At 68.5% G+C, this 25,260-nt stretch carries 20 protein-coding genes; 7 read left to right on the top strand and 13 right to left on the bottom strand.

Annotated elements, in window-relative coordinates:
* Nucleotides 1-377: 377 nt before the first annotated feature.
* Nucleotides 378-1,895: an acetyl-CoA hydrolase/transferase family protein gene (locus tag HXX10_RS19230; protein WP_296524433.1), complete on the top strand. Its 1,518-nt coding sequence runs from the start codon at nt 378-380 to the stop codon at nt 1,893-1,895.
* A gap of 160 nt (nt 1,896-2,055) precedes the next feature.
* On the opposite strand, the gene HXX10_RS19225 is transcribed toward HXX10_RS19230, so the two are convergent.
* From HXX10_RS19225 to HXX10_RS19210, 4 genes are all read right to left on the bottom strand, one after another.
* Entirely contained in the window at nt 2,056-2,886 is an 831-nt protein-coding gene (locus tag HXX10_RS19225; protein ID WP_296524432.1) for an amino acid ABC transporter ATP-binding protein, read from the bottom strand.
* Nucleotides 2,870-3,523 (bottom strand): amino acid ABC transporter permease, encoded by a 654-nt coding sequence (locus HXX10_RS19220; protein WP_296524431.1) that lies wholly within the window; start codon nt 3,521-3,523, stop codon nt 2,870-2,872. Before HXX10_RS19220 ends, HXX10_RS19225 begins: the two co-directional genes overlap by 17 nt.
* Nucleotides 3,523-4,197 (bottom strand): amino acid ABC transporter permease, encoded by a 675-nt coding sequence (locus HXX10_RS19215; protein ID WP_296524430.1) that lies wholly within the window; start codon nt 4,195-4,197, stop codon nt 3,523-3,525. Before HXX10_RS19215 ends, HXX10_RS19220 begins: the two co-directional genes overlap by 1 nt.
* Nucleotides 4,198-4,267: 70 nt before the next feature.
* Nucleotides 4,268-5,059, bottom strand: coding sequence for a transporter substrate-binding domain-containing protein (locus tag HXX10_RS19210; RefSeq protein WP_296524429.1), 792 nt, complete (start codon nt 5,057-5,059; stop codon nt 4,268-4,270).
* Nucleotides 5,060-5,591: 532 nt separating this feature from the next.
* Here HXX10_RS19210 and HXX10_RS19205 point away from each other — a divergent pair.
* Nucleotides 5,592-8,246: an EAL domain-containing protein gene (locus tag HXX10_RS19205; protein ID WP_296524428.1), complete on the top strand. Its 2,655-nt coding sequence runs from the start codon at nt 5,592-5,594 to the stop codon at nt 8,244-8,246.
* Here HXX10_RS19205 and HXX10_RS19200 read toward each other — a convergent pair.
* Both HXX10_RS19200 and HXX10_RS19195 read right to left on the bottom strand, forming a co-directional pair.
* Nucleotides 8,162-9,304 (bottom strand): DMT family transporter, encoded by a 1,143-nt coding sequence (locus tag HXX10_RS19200; protein WP_296524427.1) that lies wholly within the window; start codon nt 9,302-9,304, stop codon nt 8,162-8,164. The genes HXX10_RS19205 and HXX10_RS19200 overlap by 85 nt on opposite strands.
* 125 nt (nt 9,305-9,429) lie before the next feature.
* On the bottom strand, nt 9,430-10,221 hold the full coding sequence (locus HXX10_RS19195; RefSeq protein WP_296524426.1) for a hypothetical protein: 792 nt from the start codon (nt 10,219-10,221) through the stop codon (nt 9,430-9,432).
* Nucleotides 10,222-11,081: 860 nt separating this feature from the next.
* Between HXX10_RS19195 and HXX10_RS19190 the strand changes: the two genes are divergently transcribed.
* From HXX10_RS19190 to HXX10_RS19170, 5 genes are all read left to right on the top strand, one after another.
* Nucleotides 11,082-11,753: a bifunctional 4-hydroxy-2-oxoglutarate aldolase/2-dehydro-3-deoxy-phosphogluconate aldolase gene (locus HXX10_RS19190; RefSeq protein ID WP_296524425.1), complete on the top strand. Its 672-nt coding sequence runs from the start codon at nt 11,082-11,084 to the stop codon at nt 11,751-11,753.
* 18 nt (nt 11,754-11,771) lie between these two features.
* Complete coding sequence (locus HXX10_RS19185) at nt 11,772-12,875, top strand: sugar kinase (protein ID WP_296524424.1); 1,104 nt, start codon at nt 11,772-11,774, stop codon at nt 12,873-12,875.
* Nucleotides 12,876-13,093: 218 nt separating this feature from the next.
* On the top strand, nt 13,094-14,464 hold the full coding sequence (locus tag HXX10_RS19180) for a hypothetical protein (protein ID WP_296524423.1): 1,371 nt from the start codon (nt 13,094-13,096) through the stop codon (nt 14,462-14,464).
* Between the two features lie 244 nt (nt 14,465-14,708).
* Nucleotides 14,709-15,485, top strand: coding sequence for a 3-ketoacyl-ACP reductase (locus HXX10_RS19175; protein WP_296524422.1), 777 nt, complete (start codon nt 14,709-14,711; stop codon nt 15,483-15,485).
* 164 nt (nt 15,486-15,649) lie between these two features.
* On the top strand, nt 15,650-15,913 hold the full coding sequence (locus HXX10_RS19170; protein ID WP_296524421.1) for a hypothetical protein: 264 nt from the start codon (nt 15,650-15,652) through the stop codon (nt 15,911-15,913).
* A gap of 81 nt (nt 15,914-15,994) precedes the next feature.
* On the opposite strand, the gene HXX10_RS19165 is transcribed toward HXX10_RS19170, so the two are convergent.
* The 7 genes from HXX10_RS19165 to HXX10_RS19135 all read right to left on the bottom strand — a co-directional run bounded on the left by HXX10_RS19165 (nt 15,995) and on the right by HXX10_RS19135 (nt 25,218).
* Nucleotides 15,995-19,174, bottom strand: coding sequence for a CusA/CzcA family heavy metal efflux RND transporter (locus HXX10_RS19165; RefSeq protein ID WP_296524419.1), 3,180 nt, complete (start codon nt 19,172-19,174; stop codon nt 15,995-15,997).
* Nucleotides 19,171-20,586, bottom strand: a complete 1,416-nt coding sequence (locus tag HXX10_RS19160; protein WP_296524418.1) for an efflux RND transporter periplasmic adaptor subunit — start codon at nt 20,584-20,586, stop codon at nt 19,171-19,173. The genes HXX10_RS19165 and HXX10_RS19160 overlap by 4 nt, the downstream gene beginning before the upstream one ends.
* Nucleotides 20,583-21,005, bottom strand: a complete 423-nt coding sequence (locus tag HXX10_RS19155; RefSeq protein ID WP_296524417.1) for a FixH family protein — start codon at nt 21,003-21,005, stop codon at nt 20,583-20,585. The genes HXX10_RS19160 and HXX10_RS19155 overlap by 4 nt, the downstream gene beginning before the upstream one ends.
* A gap of 131 nt (nt 21,006-21,136) precedes the next feature.
* The gene (locus tag HXX10_RS19150; protein WP_296524415.1) at nt 21,137-21,517 is read right to left on the bottom strand and encodes a hypothetical protein; all 381 of its coding nucleotides are present in this window, start codon (nt 21,515-21,517) and stop codon (nt 21,137-21,139) included.
* A gap of 891 nt (nt 21,518-22,408) precedes the next feature.
* Complete coding sequence (locus HXX10_RS19145; RefSeq protein WP_296524413.1) at nt 22,409-23,221, bottom strand: DUF2927 domain-containing protein; 813 nt, start codon at nt 23,219-23,221, stop codon at nt 22,409-22,411.
* A complete protein-coding gene (locus HXX10_RS19140) occupies nt 23,218-24,453 on the bottom strand; it encodes a hypothetical protein (protein ID WP_296524412.1) in 1,236 nt (411 codons plus the stop codon). Before HXX10_RS19140 ends, HXX10_RS19145 begins: the two co-directional genes overlap by 4 nt.
* 180 nt (nt 24,454-24,633) lie before the next feature.
* Nucleotides 24,634-25,218, bottom strand: a complete 585-nt coding sequence (locus HXX10_RS19135) for a DUF1134 domain-containing protein (protein WP_296524411.1) — start codon at nt 25,216-25,218, stop codon at nt 24,634-24,636.
* Between the last annotated feature and the right edge of the window lie 42 nt (nt 25,219-25,260).

Here is a 25,260-nt window from a genome sequence, read left to right as displayed (position 1 = left end):
GATGGCAGACGCAGGGATGCGCCGCGACGAAGGCCCGGTCGCGTCCGCCCGCGCGGCCGGCGTCGGTGACACCGTCGGCAGGCGGACCACACGCCACGGTAAGCGATCCGCTTTGATTAACGGTTAATGCCGTGAGCGCCGCGCCGGCCTGACGGCCGGGTGGCGCCATTTCAGGCAGCGTGCCGCTCCGGCAGGCGCCGCGACTCGTGGCACGTGAAGCGGCGCCGCGGCTCTACCGACGCTCGTGCCGTGCGGGGCGCATGGGAGGCATTCGGGGACCCTCTGTAAGTTGTTCGTCGGATAGTTCGCTCCTGCGAGGGCCTATAGGTGCACGTCAGGTCGTGCTCCCCCCGAACCATCTGCACCGAACGGACGCCATGCCCAACGCATCCCGCATTCTCAATCCCGCCCTCCGCTCCAAGATCATGACGGCCGCAGAGGCCGCAGCCCTCATCCCGCCCGGCGCCAATGTGGGGATGAGCGGGTTCACGGGCGCCGGCTACCCGAAGGAGGTGCCGCTCGCGCTGGCGCAGCGCATCGAGGCGGCGCATGCGCGCGGCGAGCCGTTCCGGGTCGGCGTGTGGACCGGCGCCTCGACGGCGCCCGAGCTCGACGGCGCGCTCGCCAAGGTCAACGGCTTCGCGATGCGGCTGCCCTATCAATCGGACCCGAACTGCCGCAAGCAGATCAACTCCGGCGAGATGGAGTACACCGACATCCATCTCTCGCACGTCGCCCAGTACGCCTGGTTCGGCTTCCTCGGCAAGCTCGACGTGGCCGTGGTCGAGGTCGCCGCCGCGCTCGAGGACGGCCGGCTCCTTCCGGCGAACTCGATCGGCAACAACAAGACCTGGCTCGACCAGGCCGACAAGATCATCCTCGAGGTGAACTCGTGGGTGAATCTCGGCATCGACGGCATGCACGACATCTACTACGGCACCCGCCGCCCGCCGGATCGTCGTCCGGTTCCGATCAACAACCCGGGCGACCGCATCGGCGACCGCTACTACAACGTCGACCTCAGCAAGGTCGTCGCGGTGATCGAGACCGACAGCCCGGACCGCAATACCCCGTTCTCGCCGCCCGACGAGAACTCCAAGAGGATCGCCGGCCACATCCTGGAGTTCCTCGACCACGAGGTGAAGCGGGGCCGTCTGCCGCGCAGCATGCTGCCGCTGCAGTCGGGCGTCGGCAACGTCGCCAACGCGGTGCTCAGCGGCCTGGCCGACGGTCCGTTCGAGGATCTGACGGCCTACACCGAGGTGCTGCAGGACGGCATGCTCGACCTCATCAAGGCCGGCAAGATGCGGTTCGCCTCGGCGACCGCCGTGTCGCTCAGCCCGGAGGCGGCGGTCGAGTTCAACCGTAACGTCGCCGAGCTGAAGAAGAACGTGATCCTGCGCCCGCAGGAGATCAGCAATCATCCGGAGGTGATCCGTCGCCTCGGCATCATCGCCATGAACGGCCTGATCGAGGCGGACATCTACGGCAACGTGAACTCGACGCATATCGGCGGCACCGCGATCATGAACGGCATCGGCGGTTCGGGCGACTTCGCCCGCAACGCCTTCCTGTCGATCTTCATGACCCCGTCGACCGCCAAGAAGGGCGCGATCTCCTGCATCGTCCCGATGGTCACCCACGTCGATCACACCGAGCACGACGTCCACGTGATCGTCACCGAGCAAGGCCTCGCGGATCTGCGCGGCCTGTCGCCCAAGCAGCGCGCCAAGGTCGTGATCGAGAACTGCGCGCATCCCGACTACAAGCCGGCCCTCATCGAGTACTTCAATCGGGCGCTGGAACTGTCGCCGGGCCAGCACACGCCGCATCTGCTCCACGAGGCGTTCCGCTTCCTCCCCGATTGGAAGGCGGCGCACGCGAAGAGCGCGTGAGCACAGGGCGCTTCAGCCCGTCGTCCCGGGGCGGCCCGGGGGGCCGAGCCCGGGATCCATAGTCCCTGTCTTTCGATAACAATCGGCACCGGGCGTATGGATTCCGGGCTCGCGGGCCTGCGGCCCGCGCCCCGGAATGACCAAGTGCTGAACGTTCTCCTCAATCGTGCAGCGACGACAGGAACTGCTTGAGCTCCGGTGTCTCGGGGTGGCCGAAGATCTTGTCCGGGGGGCCGGACTCGTGCACCCGGCCCCGATCCATGAAGATGATGCGGTCGGCGACCTTTCGGGCGAAGCCCATCTCGTGGGTCACCATCAGCAGCGTCATGCCGTCCTCGGCCAGCGATTCCACCACCCGCAGCACCTCGCCCACCAGTTCCGGATCGAGCGCGCTGGTGATTTCGTCGCACAGCATCACGGCCGGGTCCATGGCGAGCGCCCGCGCGATGGCGACGCGCTGCTGCTGGCCGCCGGAGAGCTGGTCCGGCATGGCGTCGAACTTTTCCGCCAGCCCGACGCGGGCCAGGAGCTGGCGTGCGCGCGCCTCGTTCTCGTCCGCCCTGCGCTTTTTCACCAGGCGCGGCGCCAGCATCACGTTGCGGCCGACGGACAAATGCGGGAACAGGTTGAAGCTCTGGAAGATCATGCCGACGCGCTGGCGCAGCTCGCGCATGGCGAGGGCGCTGTCGTGCAGCAGCGGCTTGCCGTCGACGCTGAGCGAGCCCTCCTGAAACACCTCGAGCCCGTTGATGCAGCGCAGCAGGGTGCTCTTGCCCGAGCCGCTCTTGCCGATGACGGCCACCACCTCGCCGCGCATGACGTCGAGGTCGATGCCCTTCAGCACCTCGTTGGTGCCGAACGACTTGCGCAGGGCGGTGATTCGCACGATGGGAGCGCCGACCTCGGTGTGGGGCGAGACGAGCACCGGGTTCGCGGCGGACGGGTCCGCGCCGGACGGGTCCGTTCCGGAGGGGTCAGCGCTGGCCGACATGGAGCTTCCTTTCCAGGGATCCGGCAACGAGGCTGATCGGGAAGCAGATCGCGAAATAGATCAGCGCCACGAAGCCGTAGACGAGCAGAGGCTCGTAGGTGGCGTTGGCGATCATGCCGCCCGCCTTGGTGAGCTCGACGAAGCCGATGACCGAGGCGAGCGCCGTGCCCTTGATGACCTGGACCAGGAAGCCCACGGTCGGCGGCACGGCGATCTTCAGCGCCTGCGGCAGGATGATGTGGGAGAGCTGCTGGCCGAAGCTCAGCGCGAGGCTCGCCGACGCCTCCCACTGCCCGCGCGGGACGGCCTCGACGCAGCCACGCCAGATTTCCGTCAGATAGGCGGACGTGTAGAGGGTCAGCGCCATGCAGGCCGCCACCCAGGGCGAGGTATCGACGCCGAACAGCGCGATGCCGAAATAGAGCAGGAAGAGCTGCATCAATAGCGGCGTGCCCTGGAAGAGCTGCACGTAGCCGCCGATCACCATGTCGGCGAAGCGGTTCCGGCCGAGGCGGAGGACCAGCAGGACGAGGCCCATCACGCCGCCGCCGATAAAGGCGATGAGCGACAGGACGATGGTCCAGCGCGCGGCGAGAAGCAGGTTGCGCAGGATGTCCCAGAGGGTGAAGTCGACCATCACGCGCCCCCTCGACCACCGAAGACGAAGCGTGGCCCCACCCAATTGAGCAGGCGGCGCACCAGCACGGCGAGGCCCAGATACACCAGCGTCGCCAGGATATAGGCCTCGAACGCGCGAAAGTTCCGGCTCTGGATGAGGTTGGCCGCGTGGCTCAGCTCCTCCATCGAGATCTGCCCGCACACGGCCGAGCCGAGCATCACGATGATGATCTGGCTCACCAGCGCCGGCCAGACCCGCTTCAGCGCCGGCGGCAGCACGACGTGGAAGAAGATCTGGACCCGCGACAGAGCGAGGCTTTCGCCCGCCTCGATCTGGCCGCGCGGCGTCGCCACGATGCCGGCCCGGATGATCTCGGTCGCGTAGGCGCCGAGATTGATCGTCATGGCCAGGATCGAGGCGGTGAGCGGGGTGAGCTTGATGCCGGCCGCCGGCAGGCCGAAGAAGATGAAGAAGAGCTGCACGATGAAGGGGGTGTTGCGGATCAGCTCCACATAGACGCCCGCCGCCCAGCGCAGCGGCCGCGGCCCCTTGGCGCGCGCCCAGGCGCAGGCGATGCCGATCCCCGACCCGAGCAGGGTGGCGATTGCGGTCAGCCCCAGGGTCCAGGCGGCTCCTTCGAGCAGCAGCGGCCATTGGACCAGGACGGGCCAGAAATCGAGTGCGATGCGCATGACGCGGATCCGGTGTCCGAGACGGAAGTGCGTGACGGTGCGTCGCGCGGCAGCCCGCGGTCGGCCCGGCTCACAGCGGCAGGTCCCCGGTCTCGCGCTTCAGCCACTTCTGCGACAGCTTCTCCAGCGTGCCGTCCGCCTTGGCCGCGAGGATGATCTCGTTGACCTTGGCGCGCAGCGCATCCTCGCCCTTGCCGATGCCGACGAAGAGCGGGCTGTCGCGCAGCAGGAGCTTGTACTCCACGCCGAGACCGGGGTTCTTCTGGCTCAGCACGCCGATATTGGCGACGCTGGTGGCGATCACCTGGGTCTGACCGGCCGCGAAAGCGGCCGTGGTGGCGGCCTGGTCCTCGAACCGCTTCACGATGACGGTGGGCGGCGCCATCTGGGCCAGCATCTCGTCCTCCATGGCGCCGCGGGCCACCGCGACGGTCTTGCCGGCGAGATCGTCGAAGCTCTTGATCGCCGTGCTCTTGAGCGCGAACACGCCCTGGTAGAAGGGCGCATAGGCGTGGCTGAAGTCGATGATCTTCATCCGCTCTTCGTTGCGGCCGAGGGTGGCGACGATCAGGTCCACCTTCTTGGTCTGCAGGTAGGGAATGCGGTTGGCGCTCACCACCGGGACGAGCTCGGCTTTCGCGCCCAGCTTGGCCGCGATCAGGGTCGCGACATCGATGTCGAGGCCGATCGGCTTCAGGTCCGGACCGACGAAGCCATAGGGCGGATAGTCGGTCGGAATGCCGAGCTTGATGGTCTTGGCCTTCAGGATGTCGTCGAGCGCGGTCTGCGCTCGAGCGCCTCCGAGCGCGATCGAAGCGAGGCAAAGGCTGAGGGCGAGGAGGAAATTGCGCTTGGACAACATGGCGATGAATGTCCTTGACTGAGGGAGAGGCCAGGCGTGCAGGCACGCGGTGGTGTTGGCCCACCTAAATGCAATCCTCGGGCCAGTTTCGGGGCATTTGTTCCCGCGTTGGTGGCTCCGGGCGCGCCACCGAACGCCACCCCGCCGGCCATGCGGCGGATGGTCGGCTCGTCCGGATCGGTGCCGATCGCACCTGTCGTCACCACGCGGTCGAGGCCGCGCTCGCGCAGCGGCATCCGATCCTCGGCGGGCCGAGGCAGGCGATCGGCAGCCGTGCGGCGACCGCCGAGACCGCCGCTTCGCGCCTGGGCCAGCGCGGCACAGTGCTGTTGCCGGTCGGCCTCGTCCGGTGTTCGATCTTTTTGAATAGTCTCATTGATTCAACGCGATAGAGCGATCTTGCCGGTCCTGTCAGGAGGCCCGGCTTAAGTTGGAATTATCTAAGAATCGACGCTCCGCTATACTGTTAAGGCCGTAGCAACGGCACTGGAAAAAGATGGGGCCGTCCCGTTAATAGACCCAAAACCACCCGATGACGCTGCCGATCCTCGAGCTGCCGAAACTGATCGCCGAGCGGCGGAGCTCGGCGATTTTCGGTCTCGTCATCATCGCGATGCTGTGGGTGGGGGTGGCGGCCAAGTACCTGGAGGGCGTGCAGGCCGACCAGCGCGAGGCCGAGCGCACCAACCAGAACTTCGCGATGGTGTTCGAGGAGAACGTGCTGCGCTCGATCGGCGAGATCGACAAGGCGCTTCTCTACCTGCGGCGGAGCATCGAGACCCGCAAGGATTCGACCGACTTCCACACCATCGTCGCCACCACGGACGTGCTCAGCGAGATCATCGTCCAGGTGGCGATCATCGACGCCAACGGCATCATGCGCGGCTCCAACGCCGGGCCGCAGCCGGCGCCGGCGGTCGACCTGAGCGACCGTGAGCACTACCGCATCCATCTCGACAGCCCCGACGACGTCCTGTTCATCAGCAAGCCGGTGGTCGGCCGGGTCAGCGGCAAGTGGTCGGTCCAGTTCACCCGCCGCTTCCTCAATACCGACGGCACCTTCGCGGGCGTCGTCGTCGCCTCGCTGGATCCCGCCCATCTCACCCAGTTCTACGACAAGATCGACATCGGGCCGTCGGCCTCGATCTCGCTGATCGGCGCCGACGGCGTGGTCCGCTCCAGCGGCGGCCGGGCCGGCGGCCTCGGGCTCGGCACCGACCTGCGCGGCACCAAGGCGTACGGCTACGTGATGGCCGGCACCAACGCGACCTTCGAGACCGACGACGCCCAGACCGGGGAGGACAGGCTCGTCACCATCCGCAAGGTGCGAGGACAGCCGCTCTGGGTCGGCGTCAGCGTCGACAAGTCGGGCATCTTCAAGAACTCGCTGACCACGCTCGAGCTGCACGCGACGGTCGGCCTGGTCCTCACCATCCTGATCCTGGCGGCGGTCAACCGCATTCTGAGGTCCGAGGCGAGGGCCGTGCAGAAGAGCGAGCAGCTCGGGCTCACGCTCGAGCATATGAGCCAGGGCATCATGCTGGTCACCAAGGATCTCGAGATCCCGGTGATCAACGGGCGCTGTCTGGAGCTGCTCGACCTGCCGCCGGAGATCGCCGAGCACCCGCCGCATCTCGATCATCTCGCCGAGCGGATCACCCGCCACGGCAAGCTGCGCGACACCGTGATGCCGAGCTTGCGTCCGTCGGCCGAGCCCGTCGGGCCGGCCGGCGTGCCGCGCCGCGTCACCGTGTGCGAGCGCACCCTGCCGGACGGCACCGTGCTGGAGGTGCGAACCGCCTATCTGCCGGACGGCAGCTTCGTGCACACCTTCACGGACATCACCAAGCGCTGGCAGGCCGAGGCGCGCGTCGCCCGGCTCGCCGCCGAGGATCCGCTCACCGGGTTGCCGAATCGGCGGGTGTTCCACTCCGCGCTGGAGCTGGTCGGCCGCCGCGGGGTGGCGGACGAGAGCAGGGCGGGGCGCGACTACGCCGTGCTGTTCCTCGACATCGACCGCTTCAAGGTGATCAACGACACGCTCGGCCACCGCATCGGCGACCGCCTGCTGCAGGAGTCGGCGCAGCGCCTGCGCGCCGCCATCCGCGACACCGACGTTCTGGCCAGGCTCGGCGGCGACGAGTTCGCGATCGTGGTGTCGCCGGTCGAATCGCGCGATGCGCTCGAGGCGCTGGCCGACCGCCTGGTCGAAACCATCGCGCGCCCCTGCGAGATCGACGGCCACCACATCTGCTCCAGCGTCAGCATCGGCATCGCGGTCGGGCCGCAGGACGGCCGCGACGCCGACGATCTGCTGATGGCGGCCGACCTCGCCCTCTATGCCGTGAAGGCCGAGTGCCGCGGCACCCACAAGTTCTTCCATCCGTCGATGAACAAGGAGATCAACGACCGCCGCGACATCGAGATGGACCTGCGCGAGGCGATCGCCCGCGACGTGCTCGAGCTGCACTACCAGCCGATCGTCGACCTGCGGACCAAATCCATCACGGGCTTCGAGGCGCTGACCCGCTGGCGCCACCCGGTGAAGGGGATGATCCCGCCCAACGTGTTCATCCCGGTCGCCGAGGACTCGGGCCTCATCCTGCCGCTCGGCGAATGGGCGCTGGCCGAGGCCTGCCGGCGCGCCGTCGCCTGGCCGAAATACATCAAGATCGCCGTCAACCTGTCTCCCGTCCAGCTCTCGGCGCCGAATCTCGTCGACACGATCGAGCGCACGCTGGCCGCGACCGGCCTGGAGCCGAAGCGGCTGGAGCTCGAGATCACCGAGCGCGTGTTCCTCGAGGACAGCGAGAAGACGCTGCGCATCCTGCGCCGGCTCAAGCAGGCCGGCGTGCGCATCGCCATGGACGATTTCGGCACCGGCTACTCGTCGCTGAGCTATCTGCGCAGCTTCCCGTTCGACAAGATCAAGATCGACCGCGCCTTCGTGCTCGACCTCGACGAAGGGGCCGAGCACGTCGCCATCGTCCAGGCGGTGGTCCACATGGCGCGCGCACTCGGCATGACGACGACGGCCGAAGGCGTCGAGACGCCGCGCCAGCAGGAGCTCCTCGCGGCGCTCGGCTGCGACGAGGCGCAGGGCTATCTGTTCAGCCGCGCCGTGCCGATCGACGAGATCGCCGGGCTGATCGCCGGCTGGCCGAAGCGCCGCATCGTCGCCGCCTGACTCTTCACGACCTGGGTCGTCGCCGCTTGCGTCGTCGCCGGGGTCGTCGACGCCGGCTCGCCCGGTATGGACGCAGGACCAGCCGCGCCGCTCGCCGTGGGGCCGGAGCCGGCCTGGGCGGCCCGGCGCACCTTCGCCTCGTGCCAGAGCAGGAACAGGCCGGACGCGATCACGATGGCCGAGCCGGCGATCAGGGCGAGCGTCGGCTGGTCGCCCCACACGAAGAAGCCGATCACGATCGCCCACACCAGCGTCATGTAATAGAAGGGCGACACCGCGGTGGTCGGCGCGAGGTGCAGCGCCTTGGTCCAGCAATACTGCTGCACGGCGTTGCACAGGCCGGTGCCGACCAGCATCAGCGCGTCGATGCCGGTCGGCATGCGGAAGCCGAACAGCAGCAGGAAGGAGTGGAAGAACGACATCGTCAGCATCTGCCACATCAGCAGGGTGTTGGCCGATTCCGTCTTGGTCATGCCGCGCACCGCGACCGTGACGCTGCCGTACATCACCGCATTGCCGAGCGCGAACAGCGCGCCGAGCTTGAGCGAGTCCGCGCCCGGCTCGGTGACGATCAGTACGCCGGCGAAGCCGGCGAGCAGCGCCGCCCAGCGTGCCTTGCCGGCCCGCTCACCGAGCCAGATCACCGAGATCAGCGCCGCCCACAGCGGCGCCGAGAAGCCGATCGCGATCGCGCCGGCGATCGGCATCAGGCTGACGGCCAGCACGGTCAGGGTCTGCGACACGGCCTGGGAGAGGCCGCGGGCGACATGCTGATGCGCCTTCTTGGTGGCGAACACCGAGAAGCCGGTCACCGGCAGCACGAACAGCGAGCACACCAGGAGCGACGAGATCGAGCGGAACGCCATCACCTCGCCGACCGGGTAGAGCGCCACCTGCCATTTGGCGAAGGCGCTCGACACCGCGAACATCACGGTGGCACCGATCATGAACAGGATGCCGAGCGGGATGTTGTCGACGCGCTCGGACGTCGGCGGTGCGGCCGGCGACGGGGCGGCGGTTTGCGACGGCGCGGGGTGCGCGGGCGCGGTGCCGGTCATACGACGTCCCTCCCTGTCGAGCGGCGACGAGCGGGGCTGGCGCCGCCACGTGCCGGCTGGGCCTGGTCCCGGTGGCGGTCGGCGGCCGATGTCCGGCGCACCGATCCTCGCGGCGTTCGGTCCCGTCAGTCCGGCAGGGCTTCCGACGCGTCGTCCGTCGTGCGGCAGCGGCAGGCGTCGGGTCCGCAGGCCTCGGCGTCCGAGGGCAGGAACCACGGCTTCACGCTCACGCCACGCCGCAGCGAGTACATGTAGAAGACCGGCATGCTGGCCGGAAACAAGCACCGTAGCTTGCTGCCGTTGAAGGTCACGAAGACGGCGCCCGGAAACGCGATCTCGACGGCGCGCTTCTCCACCATGTTCATCCGATAATAGGCGCGCGCGCCGTCCTCCGCGGACCCGTTGCCACGATACCATTTGCCGGCGCTGGCCGCGAGATTGTGCAGAATCTCGTCCGGCACCGGCTGGGTGTCGGCCGTCGCCACCGCCGCCTCGCCCGCAGCGTCGACCAGGGCGGAGAGCCGGCAGGTCTGCAGGCCGCGCCGCGCCGCCTCGTCGGCGATCGCGGCGAAGTAGGACGCGATGCTCTCCTCCGGATGGCCGTTGTGGCGCGCATGGGTGTCGGTGAGGATCAGCGTCACGGCGGCGCCGGCGGCATGCGCCTCGCGCACCCGGGCGATCATGCTGCCGAGATAGTCGAGGCACTCGAGATCCTCGGGCCCGATCCGGCAGCGCGGACCCTTGCCCCAGTACAGCACGAAGCGCAGCGGCTCGGACCGCGCGACCGCGGTGGTCACGACCTGCAGGAGCAGATGCGGGTGCTCGGGCTGCTCGCGCTTGAACGCCCAGGTGTTGAACGCGCGCAGCACCTTCTCGGCGGTCGGCCGCGGGTGGGGTGGCGTTCGGCTGTGTCGCATTGGCTCGCTCGTCGGCGCGCGATTTTGCGTGGGGCGCTCGAACGGTCCGGGCGTGGGGGGGGCTGTTCGGGCGCGATCGTAAGCGCCTGTCGCCGACGTCTCGGCGGCAGCCAAAACCAGACTACGCGACATGTCCCTCTCCGGTTTCTTGACGACCGTTAATATTCGTTAAGAGGAGCCTATCGTCAATTTGAATTAAACTTTAATAAAGATAGAGCAAAAATTAACCTTAACACGCCTCGGAATAGCCTTCATGACAGCAAGTTTTCCGGGCATTCGTGCCAGACCAGGACTTTCGGTGGCGTTGCCTGGCGGAAATTCTCTTCTGCTGATTATACTGTTTCGAGACCTCGACCGGCTCTCCCGTCGGCCTCGGGGTGAGAGCCCCGAGGCCGACGCATGACGGCCATCTCCCGAAGCGAACGGTCTATCGCGAGCCGACGTCTGGCGGTGTGATGCGAGCCGGCGGGGCGATGGCCGCGCGCCGATGGGTGAAGGCCGGGTGGAGCTCCGGCGCCCAGCCGGTGCCCGGTCGGCAATTCACCAGCCATCCCGGCGCGCGTCCTTGGCCTGCGTTTCGGGAACAGCTTGAAGCTTGACGAGTCGCCCGCTGCGGTGGTTTTGTAACTATACAGTTACTTGGTCGACGGATCGATGCCCGCCGGCCTCGCCCGCCGGTCCGTTCGTCCGCGCACGATCCACAGTGCTGCAAGTGGTTCCCGAGGAACTCGGCATCATCGTGCGCGGCGGCAGGGCGCCGGCGGTCGCCAGCGCGAGGTCCCATCGCGTACCGGTCCTCGACGGCGGGTCTTGTGGGGCGTCCGGCCCATCCGTCGTCACCACTCGAGGAGGCTCAAGACATGGCACACGATCGTATGACGGTTCTCGCGGCCATGATGGATCAGGGGGTGATCCCCGTGTTCTATCATCCCGATGTCGAGGTCTGCAGGAACGTCATCCAGGCCTGCGCGAACGGCGGCGCCAAGTGCATCGAGTTCACCAACCGCGGGGACTTCGCCTCGCAGGTGTTTCTCGACGTCGCGCGCCACTTCGCCAAAGTCGATAAAAGCGTGATCATGGGCGTCGGCTCGGTCGTCGATGCGCCGACCGCCGGCATCTACATCGCCAACGGCGCCAAGTTCGTGGTCGGCCCGCTGCTCAATCCCGACGTCGCCAAGGTCTGCAACCGGCGAAAGATCCCCTACAGCCCGGGCTGCGGCACCATGTCGGAGATCGGCTTTGCCGAAGAGCTAGGCTGCGAGATCGTCAAGATCTTTCCGGGCGGACTGGTCGGCGGCCCTGAGTTCGTGAAGTCGGTGATGGCGCCGTGCCCATGGACCCGCATCATGCCGACCGGCGGCGTCGACGCTTCCGAGGACTCGCTGCGCAAATGGTTCCAGGCCGGCGTCGTCTGCGTCGGCATCGGTTCCAACCTGATCACCAAGGCGCTGCTCGACGCCAAGGACTACAAGGGTATCGAGACGAAGGTGCGCGACACCATCGCGCTGATCCGGTCGATCCGGGGCAAGTGAACAACCGGGAAAGATGACATGAGCGACATCCTGAAGATCCGGCCCGCGACCGAGACCCGCTGGGACTGCGCCTCGTTCGGCGAGGTGATGCTGCGCTTCGATCCCGGCTTCGGCCGCGTCCGCAATGCCCGCAGCTTCCAGGTGTGGGAGGGCGGCGGCGAGTACAACGTCGCCCGCGCCATGCGCAAGTGCTGGGGCAAGCGCTCGACCGTCGTCACGGCGCTGCCGCAGAACGATCTCGGCTGGCTGGTCGAGGACTTCATCATGCAGGGCGGGGTCGACACCTCGCATATCGTCTGGCGCGACTTCGACGGCATCGGCCGCAACACCCGGGTCGGCCTCAACTTCACCGAGAAGGGATTTGGGGTGCGCGCCGCGCTCGGCTGCTCCGACCGCGGCCACTCGGCCGCGTCGCAGATCCGTCCCGGCGAGATCGACTGGGAGAAGCTGTTCGGCGAGGAGGGCGTGCGCTGGTTCCACACCGGCGGCATTTTTGCCGCGCTGGCGCCGAACACGTCCGAGGCTGTCATCGAGGCCGTCGAGATCGCCCGCAAATACGGCACGATCGTCTCCTACGACCTCAACTACCGCGCGTCGCTGTGGAAGAGCCAGGGCGGCAAGGACGGCGCGCAGAAGATCAATCGCAAGATCGCCCAATACGTCGACGTCATGCTCGGCAACGAGGAGGATTTCACCGCCTGCCTCGGCTTCGAGGTGGAAGGCCTCGACGAGCACATCTCCAAGATCGACCCGGCCAACTTCAAGAAGATGATCGAGGCGGCCGTGAAGCAGTTCCCCAACTTCAAGGTGGCGGCGACGACGCTGCGCAACGCCAGGACTGCGACCTTCAACGACTGGGGTGCCATCATCTGGGCCGGCGGGGCGTTCTACGAGGCGCCGATGCGCGAGAACCTCGAGATCTACGACCGCGTCGGCGGCGGCGACGGCTTCGCCTCCGGCCTCGCTTACGGCTTCCTCGAGGGCAAGGGCCCGCAGGCAGCGGTCGAGTACGGCGCCGCCCACGGCGCGCTCGCCATGACCACCCCGGGCGATACCTCGATGGTCAACGTCAAGGAAGTCGAGGCGATCATGAAGGGCAAGGGCGCCCGCGTGATACGGTAACGCCACTGCGTTAAAACGAACGTCCGCGCCGCTGGGCTTTCCCCCCACCCCCGACCCCTCCCCGCCACGCGCTGTGCGCGCGGGGGGAGGGGAGCAGCAGGCGCTTCGATTCCCCTCCCCCCGCGAAGCGGCGGGGAGGGGTCAGGGGTGGGGGGAACAGCGCCTGCGCCAAGTCGATGCGCCGGCGAACAGAGCACTGCACCAGGGGGCGAACGCAGATGAAGATCGACACTGCTCTCATGCCGAACGACCTTCTGCCGGCGATCCGCCGCATGTGGGGTCTCTCGGGCGACAAGATCTTGTCCATCGACCGCAGCATGGATCGCGCCGCCGGCGCGCCCGTGCACACGGTGGCGGGCGAGTACAAGCCGCGCGGCTGGACCGACTGGACGCAAGGCTTCGAGTTCGGCAGCGCCATTCTGCAGTTCGACGCCACCGGCGAGGAGAGCTTCCTGGCGCTCGGACTCGACCGCACCTGCGCCGACATGCCGGTCCACGTCACCCATTTCGGCGTGCACGACCACGGCTTCAACCAGATCAGCACCTACGGCAATCTGCGCCGCCTGGTCTCAGAAGGCCGCATCCCGCACGACCCGTGGCAGCTCGAATATTTCGATCTGGCGCTGAAATGCTCCGGCGCCGTGCAGGCGCACCGCTGGACCGAGCTCGGCGACGGTTACGGCTACATCCAGTCGTTCAACGGGCCGCACTCGCTGTTCATCGACACCATGCGGACGCTGCGCGTGCTGGCGCTCGCGCACCAGCTCGGCCACGTGATGAAGGGCGAGGGCGATCAGGTGATCCCGCTGCTCGGCCGCCTCGTCGCGCATGCCCGCACCACGGCGAAATACGGCGTGTTCTACGGCGAGGGCCGCGACATCTACGACGTGCGCGGCCGCACGGCGCACGAGGCGATCTTCAACACGGCGTCGAGCGCGTTCCGCTGCGTCGGCACCCAGCAGGGCTACTCGGGCTTCTCCACCTGGACGCGCGGCCTCGCCTGGGCCATCACGGGCTATGCCGAGCTTCTCGAGTTCATGGAGACGATCGAGGAGGAGGAGGTCGAGGCGTTCGGCGGCAAGGCCGACGTGGTCGCCATGATGGAGAAGGCGGCGGCGGCGACCTGCGACTTCTACATCGCCCACACGGCCAGCGACGGCATCCCCTATTGGGACACGGGCGCCCCCGGCATGCGGGATCTCGGCGACGTCTACGAGCGCGAATCCGAGCCCGAGAACGACATCGAGCCGGTCGACTCGTCGGCCGCCGCGATCGCGGCACAGGGCCTGCTGCGTTTCGGCTACTGGCGCGAGGCGACCGGCCGCGACGACGCGGCGCGCTATCGCCAGGCCGGCCTCACGGTGCTGCGCACGCTCCTGTCGGACCGCTATCTCGCGGTCGATCCGAACCACCAGGGCCTGGTGCTGCACAGCCAGTATCACCGCCCGAACGGCTGGGACTATGTGCCGCCCGGCCGCACGACCCCGTGCGGCGAGGCGACCATGTGGGGCGACTATCACATGCGCGAGCTCGCCCTCTATGTGCAGCGCCTCGCCGAGAACGGGCCTTATCTGACGTTCTTCGGGTGATCTTGCTTCACCTCTCCCCGCCGGGGAGAGGTCGGATCTCGCGCGAACGCGCGAGATCCGGGTGAGGGGGTGCCGAGCCGACCAATTGGCGTCGTGAACCCTCACCCCGGTCGTCCGCTTCGCGGACGCCCGACCCTCTCCCTCAGGGAGAGGGTATCAACAGCTCGCGGCGTCACCGGGCGCGGCCTCACGGTCGTCCCACGATGCCGGCCATGTGGACCGAAAGGCATCGGGGAGAAGAATCATGAACCAGAAATCCGGGCGCCGTGTCGCCCTCGTCACCGGCGGGCGGCGCGGCATCGGGCTCGCGGTCGCCGAGGGTCTCGCGGCCGACGGCTTCGACGTCGCCATCACGGGCACGCGCGACGACGACGTCGCCAAGGCCGCGGTGAAGACGCTCGAGGCGCACGGCGTTGCCGCGACCTACGTGGCCGGCAACGTGCAGGACGTCGGCGACCACGCCCGCGTGCTCGACGCGGTGGAAGCCGCACTCGGACCGATCGACGTGTTCGTGTCGAATGCCGGCGTCGCGCCGCCCCAGCGCCTCGACGTGCTGGCGACCACGGTCGAGAACTTCGACTATGTGATGAACATCAATCTGCGCGGCGCCTTCTTCCTCGCCCAGGCGGTGGCGAACCGCATGCTGGCGACGCCGAGCGACACCTCGCGCGCCATCATCGTCGTGTCGTCCTGCTCGGCCGAGATGGTCTCCAACAACCGGCTGGAATACTGCATCTCCAAGGCCGGTCTCGCCATGGTGGTCGAGGGGCTGGCGGCACGGCTCGCCGGCGACGGCATCGCCGTGTTCGAGGTGCGGCCCGGGATCATCAAGACCGACATGACGGCCGGCGTGGTGTCCAAATACGACGCGCTGATCGAGCAGGGCCTGGTGCCGATGAAGCGCTGGGGCAAGCCGGAGGACATCGCCGCCGCCGTCAAGGCGCTGGCCGATCCTGCCGTCGCCTTCTCGACCGGCACGGTGGTGAACGTCGACGGCGGCCTCACCATCACGCGGCTTTAGTTTCGCCCACCACGGCCCGTCTCTTCGCCGGTGGGAGAGGGAGCGCCGGCAGGAAAACAGGCACAGGGATACGTATCCTGGTGCGAAACGTAGTCCTCCGGACTGTGGTGGCGTAAAGAGTCGTCTATCAGATCCGAAGGTCGTGATCGCCCGGAGGATCGTGGATGGCGAAGCTGACGATGCTGCAGGCGTTGTGCAAGGCCCGCGACCTCGTCCAGGACGGCGTCCACGACGGTATCTTCGAGGCGTTGCACGCGCTGAAGGCCGAGGCGGGCGGGCCGACCCGCGACTGCGCCTGTTTCGCCCTGATGCAGACCGCCGGCGACGCCGGTGCAGGTACCTCGATCGGCTCGCACGGCGGGCCGAACGCCGCCGCCCTGGCACTGCTCGACGCCACCATCGAACGGCTCACCGGCGCGATGCACTGACGGCACATCGGTCCTCGCCCGGTCATTCCGGGGCGCGGGCCGAAGGCCCGCGAGCCCGGAATCCATACACACAGACCGGGGTTATGGATTCCGGACAGCCGACCTTCGGTCGGCTTCCGGAATGACGGAGGCGGAGTGTTCCTTCTCGGCGCGGCGGATGGCAAAGCCCTTCACCAGCGCGTAGACGGCCGGGATGACGACGAGCGTCAGCACCGTCGAGGACACCATGCCGCCGATCATCGGCACGGCGATGCGCTGCATCACCTCCGAGCCGGTGCCGTGGTTCCACAGGATCGGAAGCAGGCCGGCCATGATGGCGATCACGGTCATCATCTTGGGCCGCACCCGCTCGACGGCGCCGAGCACGATGGAGCGGTCGAGATCCGCCACGGTGAGCGGGCGTCCCTCCGCCGTCACCTTGGCTTTCACCTCGGCCAAGGCGTGGTCGAGATAGATCAGCATGATCACCCCGGTCTCGGCGGCGACGCCGGCGAGCGCGATGAAGCCGACCGCCACCGCGACCGACATGTTGAAGCCGAGCCACCACATCAGCCACAGGCCGCCGACCAGCGCGAAGGGCAGCGACAGCATGACGATCAGCGTCTCGGTGAGCCGGCGGAAGTTGAGATAGAGCAGGAGGAAGATCACCAGGAGCGTGACGGGCACCACCACCTTCAGGCGCGCCTCGGCCCGCTCCAGATACTCGAACTGGCCGCTCCATACGGCGTAGGTGCCGGGCGGAAACGTCACCTCGCCGGCGACGGCCTTCTTGGCGTCGGCCACGTAGCCGCCGAGGTCGCGGTCGCGGATGTCGACGAAGATGTAGACGGCGAGCTGGCCGTTCTCGGTGCGGATCGCGGTGGCACCGCGGGTCCGCTCGATCCTGGCCACCTCGCCGAGCGGCACGGCGCCGCCGGCCGGCAGCGGCACCAGCACCTCGCGGGCGATCACCTGCGGGTCGCTGCGCAGCTCGCGCGGATAGCGGACCGTGACGCCGTAGCGCTCGCGCCCCTCCACCGTCGTCGTCACGGTCTCGCCGCCGAGCGCCGTCGTGATCACGTCCTGCACACGGCCGATGGTGAGGCCGTAGCGGGCGAGCGCGGCACGGTCCGGCACCACGTCGAGATAGTAGCCGCCGATGACGCGCTCCGCATAGGCGCTGGCGGTGCCGGGCACGCGCTTCACCACGGCCTCGACCTTTCGCGCGACCTGCTCGATCTCGGTGAGGTCGCGCCCCATCACCTTGATGCCGACCGGCGTGCGGATGCCGGTCGAGAGCATGTCGATGCGCGCCTTGATCGGCATCGTCCAGGCGTTGCTGACGCCGGGGAACTGCAGGGCGCGGTCGAGCTCGGCGATCAGGCTGTCGGTGGTGACGCCGGCGCGCCACTCGGTCTTGGGCTTCAGATTGATGATGGTCTCGAACATCTCCATCGGCGCGGGGTCGGTCGCCGTTCCGGCGCGGCCCGCCTTGCCGTAGACCGAGGCGACCTCCGGGAACGTCTTGATGATCTTGTCCTGGGTTTGCAAGAGCTCGGCCGCCTTGGTCACCGACAGGCCCGGCAGGGTGGTCGGCATGTAGAACAGCGTGCCCTCGTCGAGCGTCGGCATGAACTCGCTGCCGATCCGGGTGGCCGGCCACCACGAGGCGGCCAGCACGGCGAGCGCCAGCAGGATGGTGAGCACTTTTGCCCGCAGCACGCCGTCGATGATCGGGCGATAGAGCTTTATCAGGGCGCGATTGATCGGGTTGCGCTCCTCCGGAACGATGCGTCCGCGCACAAAGATCACCATCAGGGCCGGCACCAGCGTCACCGACAACAGCGCCGCCGCCGCCATGGAAAACGTCTTGGTGAAGGCGAGCGGGCCGAACATCCGCCCCTCCTGCGCTTCGAGCGTGAAGATCGGCAGGAACGACACGGTGATGACCAAGAGGCTGAAGAACAGCGCGGGGCCGACCTCGCTGGCCGCCTCGATCAGGATCTCCAGGCGCGGTTTGCCCGGCGGGGCGCGCTCCAGATGCTTGTGGGCGTTCTCGATCATCACGATGGCGGCGTCCACCATGGCGCCGATCGCGATGGCGATGCCGCCCAGGCTCATGATGTTGGAGCCGAGCCCGAGCATCTTCATGGCTGCGAAGGCCATCAGCACGCCGACCGGCAGCATCAGGATGGCGACCAGCGCGCTCCGCACATGCAGCAGGAAGACGATGCAGACGAGGGCGACGATGACGCTCTCCTCCATGAGGGTGGTCCGCAGCGTCGCGATGGCGCGGCCGATCAGCTCGGAGCGGTCGTAGACCGGCACGATCTCCAGCCCCTTGGGCAGACTCGCGGCGATTCCCTTCAGGGTCGCCTTGACGCTGTCGATGACGTCGAGCGCGTTGGCGCCGAACCGCTGCAGCACGATGCCGCTCGCCACCTCGCCCTCGCCGTCGAGCTCGGCGATGCCGCGCCGCTCGTCGGGGCCGATCTCGACGCGGGCGACGTCGCGCAGCAGCACGGGCGTGCCGCCCTCCGCCTTCAGCACGATCTTCTCGATATCGCCCGTGCCGGTGATGTAGCCGCGGCCCCGCACCATGAACTCGAACTCGGAGAGCTCGACGCTGCGGCCGCCGACATCGGTGTTGCTGGCCCGGATCGCCTCGCGCACGTCGGCGAGCGAGATGCCGAGGCCCCGCAGCCGCCTGGGGTCGACCACGACATTGTACTGCTTGACGACGCCGCCGATGCTCGCCACCTCGGCGACGCCGGTCGCCTTGGCGGCGGCGTAGCGCACGTGCCAGTCCTGCACCGAGCGTTGCTCGGCGAGGGTCAGATCCTTGGCCAGCAGGGCGTACTGGTAGACCCAGCCGACGCCGGTGGCGTCCGGCCCGAGCGTCGGGGTGACGCCGGTCGGCAGGCGGCGCGAGGCGGCGTTGAGGTATTCGAGCACGCGCGAGCGCGCCCAGTAGACGTCGGTGCCGTCCTCGAACACGACGTACACGAACGAGGCGCCGAAGAACGAGAAGCCGCGCACCACCTTGGATTTCGGCACCGTCAGCATGGCCGTGGTGAGCGGATAGGTGACCTGGTCCTCGACCACCTGCGGGGCCTGGCCCGCATACTCGGCGTAGACGATCACCTGGGTGTCGGAGAGGTCCGGGATCGCGTCGAGCGGCAGGGTCTTGATGGCGTAGAGGCCGGCCAGCACGGCGAACAGCGTGCCGACGAAGATCAGCAGCAGGTTGCGGGCCGACCAGGCGATCAGCTTTGCGATCATGGCCGTGCGTCCGCCTCGGTGAGCCCGCGCAGGGCGGCCTTGAGGTTGCTCTCGGCGTCGATCAGGAAGGTGGCGCGCACCACCACCCAGTCGCTGTCGTCGAGGCCCTCGCGGATCTCGACATAGCCGTCGCCGCGCCGGCCCAGCACCACGGTGCGGGGCTCGAAGCGGCCTTCGCCCCGGTCGATGATGACGAGGCGCCGCGTCCCCGAGTCGATCACGGCATCGTCCGGCACGGCCAGCACGGGCGTGTCGGTGCCGGTGGCGATCTCGACCTCGGCATACATGTCCGGCTTGAGGATCGCGTCCTCGTTGGCGAGCTCGATGCGCACCCGGGCCGTGCGGGTCTCCTTGTTGATCTGCGGGTAGATCATCGCGACCTTGCCGGTGAAGGCGCGGTTCGGATAGCCGCGCGGCCGCACCGTCACGGCCTGGCCGGGCGTCACCAGCGGCAGGTCGTTCTCCGACACGTCGGCCAGCACCCAGACGACGGAGAGGTCGGCGAGGCGGAACAGCACGTCGCCGGCCGCCGCCTTCATGCCCTCGACGGCGGTGCGCTGGAGCACGATGCCGTCGCGCGGCGCCGGCCACTCGATCCGCAGCGGCACCTGGCGGGTGCGCTCGATCTCGGCGATGGCGGCCTCCGGCACGGCGAGGTTTTCCAGGCGCTGGCGCGCGCCCTTGATGGAGGACGCGCCGATGGCGCCGTCGCGGCTGCCGATCACCGAGGCGTACTGGGCGGCGTCGGCCGACAGCGTCGGGCCGTAGATGCGCATCAGCGGCTGGCCCTTCTTCACCACGTCGCCGGTCGTGACATTGGCGACCTCGTCGATCCACGCATCGAAGCGCAGCGACACCACGGCCTGGCGGCGCTCGTCCACCTGCACGGTCGCCGGGGCCTGGACGGCGTGGCCGAGCACACGTTGCTCCGCCGGCGCCGACTGCACGCCCGACCTTTGCACCTTGGCGACCGAGATTTTGACGCTGCCGTCGTCGGTGTCGTCGCCCTCGTAGACCGGGACGTAGTCCATCCCCATGGAGTCCTTCTTCGGGACGGGCGAGGTGTCCGGCAGGCCCATGGGATTGCGGTAATAGAGGAGCTTTCGGGCACCCGTGCCCGTGCTCCCGCGCCCCGCCGCGGAGGTCGGGGGCCGGTCCTCGAACGACACGTCCTCGCTCGCCCGCACGGCGACGAAGCTCCTGTGGTCGTCGGTGTGCCTGGGCGTCGCCGACCATTGCGGCAGCCCGTCGGGATGCCGGTAGTAGACGATCGAGCCCGAAGGCTCGCCCTGCTGCGCCACCACGGCCGGTGTCCCGTGCTCGCCGCCGAGGCCGGTGCGCCCGGCCACGAAGCCGATCCCCGCCGCGATGGTCGCGGCGAGGAGGGCGGCGGCGACGGCCTTGGTGCTCACGGTGTCGCCTTGATGATGAATCTCGCCTGCAGCGTGCCGGTCTCGCCCTGCAGCTTGGCCGCCACCGAGAGCTGCCAGCGGCCCGGATGTGAGATGTTGGTCTTGAAGCCGTAGACGCCGGGCTCGCCGGACGGCGCCGGCTCCAGCGGCGCCACCATCGACGCCATGTTGTCGGGCGCCATGTCGAGGCGCTTGGAGAAGACGACGGCGTCGCCGACCGGCTTGCCGGTCTTCTTGTCGACGATGCGGACGGCGACGACGGCGTCGCCGCTCTTCACCTCGCTTTGCACGAGCTGGAGCTCGTAGTCCTTGACGTCGGCGCGGGCCGGCCCGGCGAGGAGGGCAGCGGCCACGGTGGCCAAGGTGGCCACGGCGGTGAGGGCGAGAGGGCGGAACAGGGCAATGGTCTTGAACGGCATGATGATCTCCTGAAAGAGGCTGAGCGGCGTCCGCCCGCACAGGGGCTTCCGGCCGCAGGGCCGGGGACGCAGGCGCGGACGCATGACGACGCGCCGCGCGAAGACAGCGCGGCGACGTCACGCGGCGGAGATCAGACGCGCGGTGGTTTCAGGAGAGGCGGGGGGGCGATGCTCTCGACCTGCTGGTCGGAGGTGCCCGCGACCGACGCCGTGACGAAGGCGAAGCGGGCGATCGGCGCCGCGACGGTCGGCAGCGCCTGGAAGCACTTCGCACACAGCGCCACGACCGGGCAGGGCTTGGTCTTGTCGGGGCTTCCGGTGTCCGGCACCGTGCCGTCGTGGTGACACGGCATCGCGTCGGCTGCGCCCGGGACGCTCCCGTGATCCTGCGGCGCCGTGGACGCCAGCGCCGTCGCGGCGGATGCGTCGGCCGGCACGACCGGCAACACGTTGCCGATCATCCAGGCGAGCGCCACCAGCACGGCGATAATTTGGCGGACCGAGCGGACCATGTCGGCACCATAGCACGGCGCCGGCGACGGCCGGAATAGGGATAGCCCCGAGGGGCCGGCTGGCCGGCCGGGTGCAATCGGAGCCGACCGATCAGATTCGCCCGGTGCCGTCATCCGGCCGCGGCTCTGTCGGCAAACAGTCACAAAGCCTCGCTATGGTTCCTCTGCAGCCGGGTTGTGCGCCCGAATGCCTCAGGGACGGCATCGGGGGCTTGGCATTTCGTCAAGAAGCCCCATATGCAGTCCACGCGGCTCACGCCGCACCCCTCTCACGCGCCGCCTGACCGCGGATGTACCGGCAGGCTTTGGCCGTGAGACGGGGAACCGGCGCCTTCGGGAGCCGGGTTTTTCCCTCCGACAAGCAGGGTCACGTATCGAACTCCGCCGCGCCGGCATGGTGCGGCATCCGTCGAGGACGATATCGGCCTGCTCGATGACCGGCCGTCGTCTCGTGACTTGGCTCGTGACTTGGGCTCGTGACTTGGGCTCGTGACCTGGCCGGCGAGGGAAATCGCCAACTCCCCCTCTCGCGCGACGTCTGACCGCGGATGTACCGGCAGGCTGTCGCGTCGAGACGGGGCACCGGCGCCCTCGGGGGCCGGTCATTCTTTTTCCGCCTCTCGCTCTCTCGCTCCAGATGAACGGCGCCGGCCTGTGCGGTGCGGCCTTGCGCCGCCGTGACGTCGCGCGCCATGGCTGGAGACCGGCGCTGCGGGACGCCGGCGTTCTCCAAAGCGATGGCCAGGAGATTGAAAAATGGAGGCCCAGCCTGGGCTCGAACCAGGATGTGGGAGTGCGGTCGGCACTCCCCGCGTAACCATTCCGCCACCGGGCCATGATCAGACGTTATATGGCGATACCATAAGTCGCAACGAAAAGGGTTGTTTAATCTTAATCTCGGCCGGCCGACCCTTTGTCGTCGGCGGCGACACGGTCGACGCGCTCGCGCACCTCGGGTAGCGCGGCGCGGGCCGCGGTACGCGCCTCGTCGCGTGTCATGCCGGGCGCCAGGTGCGGGTGATAGAGCAGGCCGAGAATGTACTGGTCGTAGCGGCCGAAGCGGCCGGTCCGCACCGCATCGTTGAACATCGTCCACGGCACCGCCGCCGTGTCGTTGATCGGCCCGAGCGCCTGCAGAATCTCCTCATAGGCGCAGTCGCGGAAATCGAAGTCGGAGATGTCGGCGGCCAGCACGGCGACGGCCTGCTCGATCCGGTAGGCGGCGTCGCGTGAAAACCCGCTGACGCATTGCGGCTGCAGCCGGCGCAGGATCTTTCCGCCGCGCTCGCGGCCGAACACGGCCGTGATGGTGCGGCCGAGGTCGCGGTCCTTCACCAGCATCACGGTCAGATTGGTGGCGCCGCGGTCGGGCGTGACCGCGATGTCGAGATGGGCGACGTGGCTCCCGATGGTCGCCACCACGGTCTCGACCATGGCGGTGCGCGCCGCGGAGTCACCGAGATCCGGGGCGGCGTCGATGAAGACCCGGACGGGTCCCTCGAAGCGGCGGATGCGATCGCCGGGCGTGCTCGCATACTCGGCCCCGATGGCGACGGCCAGGAAGCCGCGCAGGATCTGCCGGTCGGTGAAGCGGGTCGGTTCGGCGGATGCAGGCCGGGCCGTCTTGTCCCGCGCCTGGAGAGGGATCGCCGGGGCCAGCAGCGCCAGCACGGCCGCCAGGCCGGCGGCGAACGCCGTCCTCACGGCACGGCGGGCTCGGGGACGGCGGCCGGGGTCGTGTCGGGCGACGGGGCGATCCGCGAGGTGCGCGCCTGCAGGGCACGGATGCGCTCGACCAGGTCGCCGCGTGGCGCGCCGGCGTTCGGCTGCGGCCGGCGCGCGTCGCCTGTGGCATCGGGGCGATCGTCGGCCAGCATCGCCTCGATCGGCGAGCCGGGGCCTTCCAGCGCCGAGGTGAGCCGCACCACCTCGGCCGCGACGTCGTTGATGCGCTCGCGCAGTAGCGCGTTTTCCACCCGCTCGGTCGCCCACGACGCCTCGGCGCCCTGGCGCAGCGCGGTCAGCTCGCTGTCCAGCCTCGTATTCTCGGCGCGGGTCGCCTGAAGTTCCTGCTCGAGCCGCTCCTTCTCGCCCTTCAGGCCCTCCGAGGCGCCAACCTCCTCGCGGGCCTTGCGGGCGTCGTACTCGCGCTCGACCAGCATGCGGCCCTGCTCGGTGAGCCGCTCCTCCAGCTCGTGGATGCGCTTGACGAGCCCCTCGCTCTCGCCGCTCTGATCGCCGATCTGGCGGTCGAGCTCGCCGATGCGGGTGCCGAGCTCGGCCGTGCGGGTGCGCTCCTGGGCGAGCTCGTCGCCCGCCGTCGCGGCGGCGGCGCGCTCCCGGTCCATCCTGGCCTTGGTGTCCTTGAGATCCGTCTGGGCCTGCTCGGCCTTCGCCTTGAGCGACTCGATCTGGGTCTTCAGGGTGGCGATCTCGATGCGCTGGCTGTCCGACACCGAGGTGCGCTCGTCGAGCGCCGCCGTCAGCTTGGCGAGCTCCGCCTCCTTGCCGACCAGCACCGTCTCGACCGTGTGGGCCTTGTCGCTCTTGCGCGAGAACTCCTGCTCGGTCGAGGCGAGCTGCTCGCGCAGCGCCGTCTCGCGCGTCTCGATGGCGAGGAGCGTGGCGGTCTTCTCGTCCAGCTCCTGCTTGAGGCGGCCGATCGCCATCGACTTGCGGCCGAGGTCGGCGAGCTGGCCGGCGGCGCGGGTCTTGAGCTGCTCGACGCTCATCTCCAGCCGCCGCGTCGACATCGCGAACTCGGCCCGGAGCTGGTCCTTCTCGGCCTGAATTTCGGCCATGGAGAACGGCGTCGCCGCCTCCAGGCGCCGCATCGTCAGGCGGACGGCCCGGTTGTGCACCAGCGGCACGAACAGAAGGTTGAACAGGCTCGCGACCAGGAACCCGATCCCGAACAGCATGGCCTGTTCGATCATGACGAACGCCTCCGGCTTCTCACGCGGCCGGGAAACCATGCCGACGGGCGTCTTGGTCTTCCAGCTTCGACAGCAATTTCAATAACCCGACCACAGGTCCCCGGCGGCAGGCCACCGAAAACCGCGCCCGATCACGCAACCGTGTGCCGTGTCCCGGGAGCCGGCCGGCGGGGACCCCCGTCAGAACGGATTCCAGGTCGATTGCGGCGTGAACTTGAGATAGCCGATGCTGGCGCCGAGCCGCAACCCCACTCCGGACCGGATCGGCACCACCACGATGTTGTTCGCCGTCAGGGCCGTCATGCCGAGGCCGCCGATGAAATAGGCGGAGCCGTCGATGCCGCCGAAACGCTGATAGATCGCCTGGGTCGCCGGCAGGTTGTAGATCAGCATCATGCTCCGGGCGCCTTCGCCGCCGACATCCCAGCCGAACGAGGGCCCCTGCCAGTAGACCTTCAGGTCGCCGGCGTTCTTCGTATAGAGGACGCCTTCGCCGTAGCGCAGGCCGCCGAAGAAGGCGCCGCCGCCCTCCTCGCCCAGCACATAGCCGTTGGGCAGGCCCCATTGGCTCACGGCCCGCTCGACCAGAGTGGCGAGGCTGCGCGAGACGCCGCCGAAGAAGCGGTGGCCGGTCGCCACGATCTCACCCGGCGAATAGGTGCTCGGGCCGGCCGGCTGCGGCGTGCTCTGGGCGAAGGCCCCGACCGGGACCGCCAACGACAAAAGGACGACCGCGGCGGCGATCCAACGCGAGGCTCTGCCCATTTCCGACCTTCCCGACGTTTTGTTGCAGCGCGCTAACCGGCT

Source organism: Rhodoplanes sp. (assembly GCF_013377085.1).
Classification (GTDB): domain Bacteria; phylum Pseudomonadota; class Alphaproteobacteria; order Rhizobiales; family Xanthobacteraceae; genus Rhodoplanes.
This window is presented reverse-complemented; position numbering and strand designations above follow the sequence as displayed.